The 13220-nt window shown below is 62.7% G+C and carries 10 protein-coding genes; 2 read left to right on the top strand and 8 right to left on the bottom strand.

All coding sequences use genetic code 11. From position 1 onward, the window contains the following. Positions 1-43: 43 nt before the first annotated feature. Entirely contained in the window at positions 44-691 is a 648-nt protein-coding gene (locus LOM8899_RS09660) for a hypothetical protein (RefSeq protein ID WP_133065004.1), read from the bottom strand. Between the two features lie 164 nt (positions 692-855). Between LOM8899_RS09660 and LOM8899_RS09655 the strand changes: the two genes are divergently transcribed. After that, positions 856-2451: a peptide chain release factor 3 gene (locus LOM8899_RS09655; RefSeq protein WP_093992006.1), complete on the top strand. Its 1596-nt coding sequence runs from the start codon at positions 856-858 to the stop codon at positions 2449-2451. 56 nt (positions 2452-2507) lie between these two features. Here LOM8899_RS09655 and LOM8899_RS09650 read toward each other — a convergent pair whose 3' ends face one another. Next, positions 2508-2936, bottom strand: a complete 429-nt coding sequence (locus tag LOM8899_RS09650; RefSeq protein WP_093992005.1) for an OsmC family protein — start codon at positions 2934-2936, stop codon at positions 2508-2510. Positions 2937-3121: 185 nt separating this feature from the next. On the opposite strand from LOM8899_RS09650, the gene LOM8899_RS09645 reads away from it, so the two are divergent. Then, positions 3122-4720, top strand: coding sequence for a DEAD/DEAH box helicase (locus LOM8899_RS09645; RefSeq protein WP_245820491.1), 1599 nt, complete (start codon positions 3122-3124; stop codon positions 4718-4720). A gap of 126 nt (positions 4721-4846) precedes the next feature. Here the strand turns inward: LOM8899_RS09645 and LOM8899_RS09640 are convergent, their stop codons facing one another. Genes LOM8899_RS09640 through nuoL form a run of 6 tightly spaced genes read right to left on the bottom strand, consistent with a single transcriptional unit; the run spans position 4847 to position 13217 of the window. Continuing rightward, on the bottom strand, positions 4847-6538 hold the full coding sequence (locus LOM8899_RS09640; RefSeq protein WP_093992003.1) for a ribonuclease J: 1692 nt from the start codon (positions 6536-6538) through the stop codon (positions 4847-4849). Further along, on the bottom strand, positions 6535-7308 hold the full coding sequence (locus tag LOM8899_RS09635; protein ID WP_093992002.1) for a type III pantothenate kinase: 774 nt from the start codon (positions 7306-7308) through the stop codon (positions 6535-6537). Before LOM8899_RS09635 ends, LOM8899_RS09640 begins: the two co-directional genes overlap by 4 nt. A gap of 11 nt (positions 7309-7319) precedes the next feature. Then, positions 7320-8096, bottom strand: coding sequence for a biotin--[acetyl-CoA-carboxylase] ligase (locus LOM8899_RS09630; protein ID WP_281253216.1), 777 nt, complete (start codon positions 8094-8096; stop codon positions 7320-7322). Then, positions 8086-9519: an NADH-quinone oxidoreductase subunit NuoN gene (gene nuoN, locus LOM8899_RS09625; RefSeq protein WP_093992001.1), complete on the bottom strand. Its 1434-nt coding sequence runs from the start codon at positions 9517-9519 to the stop codon at positions 8086-8088. Before nuoN ends, LOM8899_RS09630 begins: the two co-directional genes overlap by 11 nt. Positions 9520-9522: 3 nt before the next feature. After that, entirely contained in the window at positions 9523-11091 is a 1569-nt protein-coding gene (locus LOM8899_RS09620) for an NADH-quinone oxidoreductase subunit M (protein WP_093992000.1), read from the bottom strand. Beyond that, positions 11091-13217 (bottom strand): NADH-quinone oxidoreductase subunit L, encoded by a 2127-nt coding sequence (gene nuoL / locus LOM8899_RS09615; protein ID WP_093991999.1) that lies wholly within the window; start codon positions 13215-13217, stop codon positions 11091-11093. The genes LOM8899_RS09620 and nuoL overlap by 1 nt, the downstream gene beginning before the upstream one ends. Between the last annotated feature and the right edge of the window lie 3 nt (positions 13218-13220).

Below are 13220 nucleotides of genomic sequence, written 5' to 3'. Positions count from 1 at the left end.
CGGACCGGTTTCTTGCGATAAGCGATCAGGCCCGAGGTGGGCGTCAGTCTGCGATTTCGCCGGCAAAACCGAATTGTGCATCAGGAACGACCTCGCCGTTCATCGTGATGGTTGTCTGGTCATCAAGGGTCACGCCGCCGACGCCCTCAGAGCCTTGGAAGGTTGCGAACTGGCCGTCGATCACGCCGTCCACGGAATACTCGTCGCCCTTGAAGGTCAGGGTGCCGTTGACGTCGCCCGAGATGTTCGACGCCGCGTCTTCGTCACCGATCACACCGTTGCTGAAGACCACGTCGCCGCTGGCCGTGTTGGCAAGGGTGTCACCGTCGTTATAGCCCAGCCAGTCGCTGAAATCGGCGCTGATCGTGTCGTTGGCGAAATTGGCGTCGATCGTGGCAAGGCCAGAGAGGATCAGGGTGTTGTTGCCCTGCGGCACCTCCATCGCGGCCTGACCGTTGTAGCGGACCATACCGGCGTCCGGATTACCGTCCGCGATCCCCTGCAATGCATTGGCCCGCCGCTGGTTGATCTCGTCGTCCGAAATGGCGGCCAGATCGCTTTCGTCCGCGGTGGCGATCAACGCCTCAAGGCGCTCTGCCTCATCGACACGACCGGCCAATTCGATCGAGGCGAGGATTGCGCCGCAATTGGCAAGAGCGAGGGGAAGCAACAGGGGAGCGAAACGAAGCATCAGGAATTCCTTTGGTTTTGTGTCATCACGGCGATGTTTGACAAATCCGTAGGGCTTGAACATGAACAAACCGTGTCCAAGTCGTGACTTGAGGGAAAGGTGTCATTCCGGCCACGCTATTGCGGGGGCATTGCCCTTTTCCTCTGCAGAGGCTAGCAGGCAGCATGACCAATCGCCCCGATCTCCCGCCTGAAATCGCCCGCCGCCGGACCTTTGCGATCATCTCGCATCCCGACGCCGGGAAAACCACGCTGACCGAGAAATTCCTGCTCTTTGGGGGCGCCATCCAGATGGCCGGTCAGGTGCGGGCCAAGGGCGAGGCGCGGCGCACCCGGTCCGACTTCATGCAGATGGAGAAGGACCGCGGGATCTCGGTCTCTGCCTCCGCGATGTCGTTCGATTTCAAGAACTTCCGGTTCAATCTGGTCGACACGCCCGGTCACTCGGATTTCTCCGAAGACACTTACCGCACCCTGACGGCGGTCGACGCGGCGGTCATGGTGATCGACGGGGCCAAGGGCGTCGAAAGCCAGACGCGCAAGCTCTTCGAGGTCTGCCGCCTGCGCGACCTGCCGATCCTGACCTTTTGTAACAAGATGGACCGCGAAAGCCGGGACACCTTCGAGATCATCGACGAGATTCAGGAAAACCTCGCCATCGACGTCACCCCCGCCTCCTGGCCCATCGGGGTCGGGCGCGATTTCATCGGCTGCTACGACCTGCTGCACGACCGGCTCGAACTGATCGACAAGGCCGACCGCAACAAGGTCGCCGACAGCATCCGGCTCGACGGTCTGGACGATCCGCGCATGGCCGATCACATTCCGGCAGACCTTCTGGAAAAGCTCCGCGAAGAGGTCGAGATGGCCCGCGAACTGCTGCCCGCCCTCAACCCGCAATCGGTGCTCGAAGGGCACATGACCCCGATTTGGTTCGGCTCCGCGATCAACAGCTTCGGCGTGCGCGAGCTGATGGAAGGGATCGGGGAATACGGGCCGGAGCCGCAGGTTCAGAAGGCATCGCCCCGCGACATCGCCCCCGAAGAGCCGAAAGTGGCCGGCTTCGTCTTCAAGGTGCAGGCCAACATGGACCCGAAACACCGCGACCGGGTCGCCTTCGTACGGCTGGCGTCGGGGCATTTCGAACGCGGCATGAAGCTCACGCACGTGCGGTCGAAAAAGGTCATGGCGATTTCCTCGCCCGTGCTCTTCCTCGCCGCCGACCGGGAACTGGCCGAAGAGGCCTGGGCCGGCGACATCATCGGCATTCCCAACCACGGGCAATTGCGGATCGGCGACACGCTGACCGAAGGCGAGGCGATCCGGGCCACCGGCATCCCCTCCTTCGCGCCGGAACTGCTGCAACAGGTCCGCGCGGGCGACCCGATGAAGGCCAAGCACCTCGAAAAGGCGCTCATGCAATTCGCCGAGGAAGGCGCCGCCAAGGTCTTCAAACCGATGATCGGATCGGGCTTTATCGTCGGCGTCGTGGGGGCGCTGCAATTCGAAGTGCTCGCCAGCCGGATCGAGATGGAATACGGCCTGCCCGTCAATTTCAGCCCCTCGCAATTCACTTCGGCCCGCTGGGTCGCGGGTGACAAGGCCGCCGTCGAGAAATTCGTCAACGTCAACAAGCAGCATATCGCCACCGACAACGACGACGATCTGGTCTATCTGACCCGGCTGCAATGGGACATCGACCGGATCGGGCGGGATTACCCGGATGTAAAGCTGACGGCGACCAAGGAAATGATGGTCTGACGCGACAAATGTCGCGGCCTGCCCCCGCAGAGCAAAGTCGGCGGGGGCGATCCGGGTCAGACGAGCTTCGCGTCCATCGTGATCTCGGCGCCGGTCAGCACCTTCGAGACGGGGCAGCCCTTCTTGGTGGCTTCCGCCACCTCCGCGAACTTCTCGGGCGTCGCACCCGGCACTTTCGCCGTCACGTCGAGGTGTATCTTGGTGATCGCAAAACCACCATCGACCTCTTCGAGGCTCACGGTGCTCTTTGCATCGATATCGTCGGCGGTCAGGCCCTCGTTGCCCAGACCAAGGCTCATCGCCATGGCAAAGCAGGCCGCATGGGCCGCGCCGATCAATTCCTCCGGGTTCGTGCCGGGGCCACCTTCGAAACGGGCGTTAAAGCCGTAGGGGGCGCTCTTCAACACGTCGGTCTGCGTCGAAACTTCGCCTCCACCCTCCTTGATGCTGCCACTCCAATGGGCTGTGCCATGCTTGCGGATCATATCATTCTCCCTTGTGTCCAATACTAGACAACGGAACAGGCGCGGAATCGTTCCGTCGCGCTTTCCTTGACCCCGCAGGCATTTAGGCATATGGCGAGCGCCATCGACGCATCGGCAATCCGGCCGGGCGGGCCGCGCAAAGTATGCGGCCATCACAAGGCCGCAACAACGCGAAAGGGCCCAAATTGACCGATACCCCGATAGACGACAGCACACCCGAGGTCGCAAACATCACTTTTGCCGACCTGAAACTCGACAAAAAGGTGCTGCGCGCCGTCGAAGAGACCGGCTACACCATCCCCACCCCGATCCAAGCCGGGGCCATCCCCGAGGCGCTCGGCGGGCGGGACGTTCTGGGCATCGCCCAGACGGGCACCGGCAAGACTGCCAGCTTCACGCTGCCGATGATCCACATGTTGGCACGCGGACGGGCCCGGGCGCGGATGCCGCGCAGCCTCGTGCTCTGCCCCACGCGGGAATTGGCGGCTCAGGTGGCCGAAAACTTCGACACCTACGCCAAGCACGTGAAACTGACCAAGGCGCTGCTCATCGGCGGGGTCAGCTTCAAGGAGCAGGACCAGCTGATCGACCGTGGTGTCGACGTTCTGATCGCCACACCCGGCCGCCTGCTCGACCATTTCGAGCGCGGCAAGCTGCTGCTCACCGGCGTGCAGATAATGGTGGTGGACGAGGCTGACCGTATGCTCGACATGGGGTTCATCCCCGATATCGAACGGATCTTCGGGCTGACACCCTTCACCCGGCAAACGCTGTTCTTCTCGGCCACCATGGCGCCCGAGATCGAGCGGATCACCAACACCTTCCTGTCGAACCCGGCCAAGATCGAAGTGGCGCGCGCCGCCACCGCCGGTGCCAACATCAAGCAGGGCGTCGTGATGTTCAAAGGCAGCCGCAAGGATGCCGAAGCCCGCGAAAAACGCGAATTGCTGCGGGCGATGATCGAGGGCGAAGGCGCCGAGTGCACCAACGCGATCATCTTCTGCAACCGCAAGACGGACGTGGACATCGTCGCCAAATCGCTCAAGAAATACGGCTATAACGCCGAGCCGATCCACGGCGATCTGGATCAAAGCCAGCGGATGCGGACGCTCGACGGCTTCCGGGACGGTTCGATCAAATTCCTCTGTGCCTCCGACGTTGCCGCACGCGGTCTCGACATTCCGGCAGTCAGCCACGTGTTCAACTTCGACGTGCCGAGCCATGCCGAAGATTACGTGCACCGGATCGGGCGCACCGGTCGGGCCGGCCGCAAAGGCACCACGATGATGATCTGCGTGCCGCGCGACGAAAAGAATTTCGACGCCATCGAACGCCTGCTGCAAACCGAGATCCCGCGCCTCGACAATCCGCTCGCCAATCAGCCAAAGCCGACAGGCGATGTTGAAGACGACGGACGCGGACAGTCCGAAAAGCCGGCGCGAAGCCGCAGCCGGAGCCGCACCCGCAAACCCGCAGCGGAAAAGGCAGCACCGGAGGCCGAATCGACGGCCACCAAGGCCGCCGAGGTCGAGGCCCCGGAAGCGTCCAAAGCCGACACGTCCAAGCCTAACACCTCCAAGGCCGAGACAACGGCCAAAGCCGACGCCCCGGCAGAGCGCCCTGCCCGCGCGGCGCCCGCCGAAAAGGCCAAGGCCCGTCCAGAGCGCAACGATCGCAACCGTGGCGGCCGCGGGCGGCGCGACAACCGCGACGACAAGGTCGTCGGCATGGGCGACGATACGCCCAGTTTCATCCTCAAGAGCTTCGACGAACGACGCGGCTGACAAAACGAAAAAGGTGGGCCGAGGCCCACCTTTGTTTTGCATAGTCAGTCCGGCGCCGGTGGTTGCCAATACATCAGGTGACAAGGGCGGGTGCAAACCCGCCCTGCCCCTGTCGTCTTGTCCGGCTCAGCTCAGGCGGCTGACCACCACGGTGACTTCTGGCTTCTTGCCGATCTCGGCCGAGGCGGTCTGACGGGCGATACGCTTCAGCTCCTTGTCCAGCTTGTCCTCGTCGCGCAGCGTCTTGGCGTTGGCGCGATTGACGAACTGACTCAGGTCCTGCTCGATCACGTCGACCAGAGGCGCCTTGGAGCGGCCCACCTCCGGCAGGCCCATCAGCTCGACCCACGGATCGCCCAGGGGCTCGTCGTTTTCGTCAATCAGCATGGTGACGGTCAGATGACCGTTCAACGCCATGCGAATGCGATCACGCACGATACCGTCCATCGAGCCGACCTGAACCGTGCCGTCGAGATAGGTGCGGCCTGTGTCGATATACTCGGCCACCTTCGGCGCATTGCCGCTGAGGTCGATCATCATGCCGTTGACGGCCACGATACCTTGCAGGCCGGTCTCGGCGCCTAGCTTCACATGCTCGCGCAGGTGACGGTGCTCGCCGTGCATCGGGATCAGGAACTGCGGCTTGATGATCTGGTGCATCTCGGCCAGATCGGGGCGGTTGGCGTGGCCGGACACGTGATACTTCCCGCCATCGTCGTCGACCACGTCGACGCCCTTCTCGGACAGGGCGTTCATGATGCGGATGACGCCGCGCTCGTTGCCCGGAATGATCTTGGACGAGAACAGGAACGTGTCGCCTTCCTTCAGGCTCAGGCCCAGATAGGAGCCTTGGGCCAGTTGGGCCGAGGCGGCACGGCGCTCGCCCTGACTGCCGGTGACCAGAAGGAGCACGTTCTGGCGGGGCATGCCCGCCGCGTCTTCGGGCGACACGGTTGCCGGGAAATCGGGCAGCAGACCGGTCGATTGAGCGGTATCGACCATCTTGCGCATCGCGCGGCCCAACAGACAGATCGAGCGGCCCGCCCGCTCGGCAGCCACGGCAATCGTTTTCAGACGCGCGACGTTCGACGCAAAGGTCGTGGCGACCACCATGCCGGTGGCATCGCGCAGGAACTGCTCGATCGCGGGCGACAAGGTGCCCTCGGAACGGCCCGCCAGCGGGCTGAACACATTGGTGCTGTCACAGACGAGCGCCTTCACGCCGGGCTTGGCCACCTCGGCCCACAAGGCCCGGTCAAAGGCTTCGCCGACGACCGGGGTTTCGTCGATCTTGAAATCGCCGGAGTGGATCACCCGGCCTTCGGGGGTGTCGATCACCAGACCGGCACTCTCGGGGATGGAATGGCTGATCGGGACAAAGCCGACGGTAAACGGCCCGGCGGTCACGGTTTCGGGCCATTTCTCGACGATACGGAGCGCACTTTCGGGGGCGCCATGCTCGTCGAGCTTCATCCGGGCCAGAGCGCCGGTGAACTTGCGGGCATAGATCGGGGCGCGCAGACGGTCATAGAGATGACCGACGGCGCCCACATGGTCTTCGTGAGCATGGGTGATGAACACCGCGTCGATCTGTTCCCGGCGGGCCTCGAGCCACGCGATATCGGGCAGGATCAGGTCCACACCGGGGGTCGTGTCCATATCGGGAAACGCCACCCCCAAATCGACAACGATCAAACGTTCCTTGCCGGGGGCGCCATAGCCATAGACATAGGCATTCATACCAATCTCACCCGCCCCGCCCAGGGGCAGGTAAATCAGACGGTCGGCTGCCTTGGCAGATTTCGGAGCGCGGCTCATGCATTTTCCTTGTTATATTGGTGGATGACGGTCAGGCCGTGCATCGTCAGGTCGTCCTCGACCAAGTCAAATAGGGCATCGCCCTGCGCGAACAACGGCGCAAGACCCCCCGTGCCGATCAACTTCATGGGTGTGCCATATTCAGCCCTAATGCGCGAGGCAATCCCCTCGACCAATCCGGTGTATCCCCAAAAGACGCCGGACTGGATGCACTCGACCGTATTGGTGCCGATCACCTTCTCCGGGCGGCTGATATCCACATGCGGCAGGGCCGCTGCACCTTGGTGCAGGGCTTCGAGACTGAGGTTCACACCCGGCGCGATGACACCGCCGACATAGGCGCCATCGGCGGCGACCACGTCGAAGTTGGTGGCGGTGCCGAAATCGACGACGACGACGTTGCCACCATGACGATCAAAGGCACCGGCGGCATTGGCCAGACGGTCCGGGCCGGGGCGGACCCCCTCCTCCACCCGAGGCGGAACAGGCAGCAGGCAATCGGCGCGGCCCACCACGAGGGGACGGGTGCCGAAATAACGGTCGGCCAGAACCCGAAGATTGAACACCACGCGGGGCACCGTGGACGAGACGATGACCTCGTCGATCGTCACATCCAGACCGCGGGATTTCATCAGGGTCGACAGCCAGACGAAATACTGATCCGCCGTGCGCTGCCACTCGGTCGAGGTGCGCCATGTTCCCAGAAAGGACTGTCCGTCCCAGATCGAGAAAACGGTGTTGGTGTTGCCGCAGTCAATCGCCAAAAGCATGCTATGGCCTTTCAGAAAAATACGTCCGCCGCCGCGATGCTGCGTGGGCCGCGTGAGGTGATCAGGATCAGATTGCCGTCCTGATCGATCGTATCGAAGATACCTTTGATCGTCTCCTTGCCGGTGCGGGCGGTGATCTCTTCACCGATCCTCGCGGCATTGCGGAGCCAATCTTCGCGGATACGCGGAAATCCAAAGGCGGCCAGCTTGGCCTCTTGGGTGGCAAAGGCATCGGCGAGCGTCGTCAGGAACTGCTCGGGGCCGATGCGCTCTCCGCCCTCTTGGATCAAGGACACCGGGCGAAACGCCGTGGCGCTGTCCGGGGCATCCGGCGGCGTCGGAGCGCTGGTGAGGTTGACGCCGATGCCGATGCTCAGCCAATCGACATAGGGGCCACGTGAGGCGCTTTCCAGCAGGATACCGGCGATCTTGCCGCCGTTCAGAAGCACGTCGTTGGGCCACTTCAGGGCAAGGCGATTACGGTCGACATAGATCGACAGAGCCTCGAACAAGGCATTGGCCGCAAGGAAGGAGCGCTTGGCGGCCTCCTGCGGCGTGGCCTGCGGGCGAAAGATCAGGGTCGCGGCGAGGTTGCCCTTGGGCTGCAACCACGGCCGGTTGCGGCGGCCCCGGGCCTCGGTCTGGCGATGCGCCATGATCCATGTCGGCTTGTCGAGGGTGCGCACGATGCGCGCCGCCTCGGCCATGGTGCTGTCCACCTCGTCCAAAACGATCCGCCCATAGCCACTTGGCCAGGGCAGAGCGCGTCCGGTCGCCTCAGTTGACAAGCGATGCCGCCGCGAGCGCGGCCGCGGGCTCGATGCCGAACAGGTTGTAGACACCCACGACCATCACCACCGCGCTGCCCATGAGAAAGCCCCACAGGACCGGCGACATGCCGGGATCGAGCGCCTCTTTGTCCTCGCCAAAGTACATGTAGTAGACGATGCGCAGATAGTAGAACGCCCCGATCACCGACGCGACCACACCCGCCACAGCCAGCCAGCCGAGGCCCGCCTCGTAGGCGGCGCGGAGCACGTAGAACTTGCCGAAGAAGCCAACCATCGGCGGCACACCGGCAAGGCTGAACATCAGAACCAGCATCGCCAGCGCCTTGAGCGGCTCGCGCTTGGAATACATCTGCAGGGAGGCGATGTCGGTGACGACGCGGCCGTCCTTTTCCATGCTCAGGATAAAGGCGAAGGTGCCGACGTTCATGGTGACGTAGATCGCCATGTAGATCAGCATGGCCTGCACGCCAAAGGCGCTGCCGGCGGCAAGACCCATCAGGGCAAAGCCCATATGCGCGATCGAGGAATAGGCCATCAGGCGCTTGATGTTGGTCTGGCCGATGGCGGCAATCGCGCCAAGGAACATCGACACGACGCTCAGGAACGCCACGATCTGCTGCCAGTCGCCGACGACGCCGCCAAAGGCGTCGTGGACCACACGGGCAAAGAGCGCCATCGCAGCCACCTTGGGGGCGGTCGCAAAGAACGCGGTCACCGGCGTGGGCGAGCCTTCGTAGACGTCAGGGGTCCACATGTGGAACGGAGCGGCCGAAACCTTGAAGGAAAAGCCTGCGAGCATGAAGACCAGACCGAACAACAGGCCCAGCGACACGCCGTCGCGCGTGGCTTCGATGATGCCCGAGAACACGGTCGTGCCGGCATAGCCGTAGGTCAGCGAGGCGCCATAGAGCAGCAGACCGGAGGACAGCGCGCCCAGCACGAAATACTTCAGGCCGGCTTCGGTCGACTTGACCGAGTCGCGGCGCAGCGCGGCCACGACGTACAGAGCAAGCGATTGCAACTCGAGGCCCATGTAGAGCGACATCAGATCGCCCGCCGACACCATGACCATCATGCCGACCGTCGCCAGAGCGACGAGCAGCGGATACTCGAACCGGAGCAATCCGTGACGGGACATATAGCCTTCGGACATCAGCAGGATCGCCGCGGCCGAGATGAGGATGACGACCTTGGCAAAGCGGGCAAAGCCGTCGTCGACGAAAGTCCCGCCAAAGGCGATATGGGTGCCGTTGCTGGCCCCGATCCACAGGGCGAGGACCAGAAAGATGCCGCTGGTGATCCAGACCAGCAGCGACGCCGCCCCGTCCTTCACGGTGTAGACCGCGCCCAGCAAGGCGATCATCGCATAAATCGCGAGGACCATCTCCGGCAGGACAACCTGAATATCGGCAGAGAGCATCGTTTATTGTCCTTCTACGGCGGCAAACTGGCTGGCGGCATCGAATTCCGCCACGGCCACGTCAACTTGATCCACAAGGGCGGCCACGCTCGGACCGATGATATCCAGCACCAGAGCAGGATAGACCCCCAAGAGCAGGGTCATCACCACCAGAGGCGCAAAGATCCAGCGTTCGCGGCTCGTCATGTCGGTGATCGACTTCAACGCTTCCTTGATGAGGTCGCCCATAACCACGCGGCGATAGAGCCACAGGGCATAGGCGGCACTCAGGATCACACCGGTCGTGGCCACTGCGGCGACCCAGGTGTTGACCTGAAAGACGCCCATCAGCGTCAGGAATTCGCCGATGAAGCCCGAGGTGCCCGGCAGGCCGACATTGGCCATCGTGAACAGCATGAAGATCATCGCATAGGCCGGCATCCGGTTGACCAGACCGCCATAGGCGTCGATCTCGCGGGTGTGCATCCGGTCGTAGATGACGCCGACGCAGAGGAAGAGCGCGCCGGACACGAAACCGTGGCTGATCATCTGGAAGATCGCGCCATCCAGCCCCTGCTGGTTCACCGCGAAAATCCCCATGGTCACGTATCCCATATGGGCGACGGACGAATAGGCGATCAACTTCTTCATGTCTTGCTGCACAAGGGCCACGAGCGAGGTGTAGACGATGGCGATGGCGGACAGCCACAGCACCATCGGCGCCCAGATATCGGTGGCAACCGGGAACATCGGCAGGCTGAAGCGCAGGAAGCCGTAGCCACCCATCTTGAGCAGGATCGCCGCCAGCACCACGGAGCCGGCCGTCGGGGCCTGCACGTGTGCATCGGGAAGCCACGTGTGGACAGGCCACATCGGCATCTTCACCGCGAACGAGGCAAAGAAGGCGAGGAACAGCAGCGTCTGCATGCCGCCCATGACCTGCATGCCCAACAGCGGGAAGCTCTCGGAGGCGAAGGTATAGGTGAGCAGCTCGGGGCCGGAGCCACAGGCCGCGATACAGGTCGTGCCCGCTTGGGTGAACATCGCCACCATGGCGACCAGCATCAGCACAGAGCCGAGGAAGGTGTAGAGGAAGAACTTGAACGACGCATAGATGCGGTTCGCCCCGCCCCAGATACCGATGATCAGGAACATCGGGATCAGACCGGCCTCGAAGAACAGGTAGAACAGGACCAGATCCAGCGCCATGAACACGCCGAGCATCAGCGTCTCGAGGATCAGGAAGGCGATCATGTATTCCTTGACGCGGTGGGTCACGTCCCAGCAGGCGGCAATCACCAGCGGCATCAGGAAGGTGGTCAGCATCACGAACAGGATCGAGATGCCGTCCACGCCCATGCGGTAGCGCAGGCCCAGAAGCCACTCCTTGTCCTCGACGAACTGGAAGTCGGTGTTGCTGGCGTCAAAGCCGAACAGGATGAACAGCGAGACCACAAAGCAGAACACCGTGGTGGCCAGCGCCACCCACTTGGCATTGCGCTGCGCCGCCGCGTCGTCCCCGCGCAGGAACAACGCAAGGATCAGCGCGCCCAGAAGCGGAATGAAGGTGGTGAGTGACAGAAGGTTGCCCATTATTCAGCACTCCCCGACAGCGTGACCCATGTGAGGAACAACGCAATCCCCAGAACCATCCAGAAGACATAGGTGAACATGTAGCCAGACTGCGCCCGGCCAGCGAGGCGGGTGAAGAAGGGGATGATCCCCATCGCCAGCCCGTTGATGCCGCCGTCGATGACGTTGCCATCGCCACGCTTCCAGAACAGGTTGCCAAGGCCGATCGCCGGACGGACAAAGATGAAATTGTAGATCTCGTCGAAATACCACTTGTTGAGAAGGAACTCGTACAAGGGGCGCTGGTTTTCGGCCAGCTTTGCCGGCCAGTCCGGGCGACGGATATACATCTGATAGGCGAGACCGAAGCCGATGAGCATCGCAAAGAACGGCGACAGCTTGACCCAGACGGGCACGCCGTGCGCCTCGTGCAGCACATGGTTGTCGGGGTGCTTGAAGATGGCGCCCGTGCCCGGCTCCGAAGGCCAGGACACGGCGGCATGATCGCCGTCCTCGCCGTGATCGTCCGTCTCTTCGCCGGCAGCGTAGGCCGGAGCGATCAGGGTAAACCCGGCGGCGTGGTCGGTCTCCTCGGCATGCTCGGACGCTTCGAGCACGCCAAAGAACTTGCCGACGCTCTCGTCGCTGCCGAAGAAGGGCTTGTAGAAGACCATGCCCGAGAAGATCGCACCGACGGCCAGAACCGCCAGCGGGATGGTCATGACATTCGGGCTCTCATGGGCATGCTCGTGGGTGTGATGATCCCCGCGCGGCTTGCCATAGAAGGTCAGGAACATCAGGCGCCAGCTGTAGAAGCTCGTCATCAGCGCGGCGATCACCAGCATCCAGAAGGCATAGCCCGCATCGGCGGCAAAGGCGCTCTCGATGATCGCATCCTTCGAGACGAAGCCGGCAAAACCGACGGGGAAGCCGAGGTAGAGCAGCGGAATGCCTACGCCGGTGATGGCCAGAGTGCCGATCATCATCGCCCAGAAGGTGCGGGGCAGCTTGTGACGCAGACCACCATAATTGCGCATGTCCTGCTCGTGATGCATCCCGTGGATCACCGAACCGGCACCGAGGAACAGCATCGCCTTGAAGAAGGCGTGTGTGAGCAGGTGGAACATCGCCACGGAATAGACACCGACACCGGCGGCTACGAACATATAGCCCAGCTGCGAACAGGTCGAATAGGCGATGACGCGCTTGATGTCGTTCTGGACCAGACCCACGGTCGCGGCAAAGAACGCGGTTGAGGCACCGATATAGACGATGAAAGTCTTGGTCTCGGGGGCATATTCAAAGACGGGCGACATCCGGCAGACAAGGAACACACCGGCGGTGACCATGGTCGCGGCGTGGATCAGGGCCGACACGGGCGTCGGGCCTTCCATTGCGTCAGGCAGCCATGTGTGCAGGAACAACTGCGCCGATTTGCCCATCGCGCCGATGAACAGCAGGAAGGCGACCAGATTGGCGGCGTTCCACTCGGTCCAGAGGAAGCTCAACTGGGTCTCGGCCAGCGTCGGGGCGGCGGCGAAGATGTCGTCGAACTTGACGGAGTCGACGAGGAAATACAGCGCAAAGATGCCGAGGGCGAAGCCGAAGTCGCCCACACGGTTGACCACGAATGCCTTGATGGCGGCGGCGTTGGCGCTCGGCTTGCGATAGTAGAAGCCGATCAGCAGATACGAGGCCACGCCCACGCCTTCCCAGCCAAAGAACATCTGGATGAGGTTGTCGGAGGTGACGAGCATCAGCATCGCAAAGGTAAAGAACGACAGATAGGCAAAGAAGCGGGGGCGGTAGCTCTCGCCTTCGTTGAAGTTGTCGTCATGGGCCATGTAGCCGAACGAATACAGATGGACGAGAGCCGAAACGGTGGTGATCACGATCAGCATGATCGCGGTCAGACGATCGAGGCGGATGCCCCAGTCCGTGCTCAGGGTGCCGCTTTCGATCCAGCGCAGCACGGTGATGCTCTCGGTCACGCCGTCATGCGACAGGAACACGATCCAGCTGAAGAACGCCGACAGGAACAGAAGGCCGGTCGCCGTCCACTGGGCCGCACTCTCACCGATGATCTTCCAGCCGAAACCGCAGATCAGGGCGCCGACGAGCGGGGCGAAAAGGATGATGGTTTCCATTGT

It is taken from the genome of Flavimaricola marinus (genome assembly GCF_900184895.1).
GTDB classification, from domain to species: Bacteria; Pseudomonadota; Alphaproteobacteria; order Rhodobacterales; family Rhodobacteraceae; genus Flavimaricola; species Flavimaricola marinus.
This window is presented reverse-complemented; position numbering and strand designations above follow the sequence as displayed.

What these genes read in the sequence shown, in the direction of transcription:
- LOM8899_RS09620 (WP_093992000.1), bottom strand. Translation starts at nt 11,091, where the DNA reads ATGGGCAACCTTCTGTCACTCACCACCTTCATTCCGCTTCTGGGCGCG.
- LOM8899_RS09635 (WP_093992002.1), bottom strand. Translation starts at nt 7,308, where the DNA reads ATGCTTTTGGCGATTGACTGCGGCAACACCAACACCGTTTTCTCGATC.
- nuoN (WP_093992001.1), bottom strand. Translation starts at nt 9,519, where the DNA reads ATGCTCTCTGCCGATATTCAGGTTGTCCTGCCGGAGATGGTCCTCGCG.
- LOM8899_RS09660 (WP_133065004.1), bottom strand. Translation starts at nt 691, where the DNA reads ATGCTTCGTTTCGCTCCCCTGTTGCTTCCCCTCGCTCTTGCCAATTGC.
- LOM8899_RS09655 (WP_093992006.1), top strand. Translation starts at nt 856, where the DNA reads ATGACCAATCGCCCCGATCTCCCGCCTGAAATCGCCCGCCGCCGGACC.
- LOM8899_RS09640 (WP_093992003.1), bottom strand. Translation starts at nt 6,538, where the DNA reads ATGAGCCGCGCTCCGAAATCTGCCAAGGCAGCCGACCGTCTGATTTAC.
- nuoL (WP_093991999.1), bottom strand. Translation starts at nt 13,217, where the DNA reads ATGGAAACCATCATCCTTTTCGCCCCGCTCGTCGGCGCCCTGATCTGC.
- LOM8899_RS09650 (WP_093992005.1), bottom strand. Translation starts at nt 2,936, where the DNA reads ATGATCCGCAAGCATGGCACAGCCCATTGGAGTGGCAGCATCAAGGAG.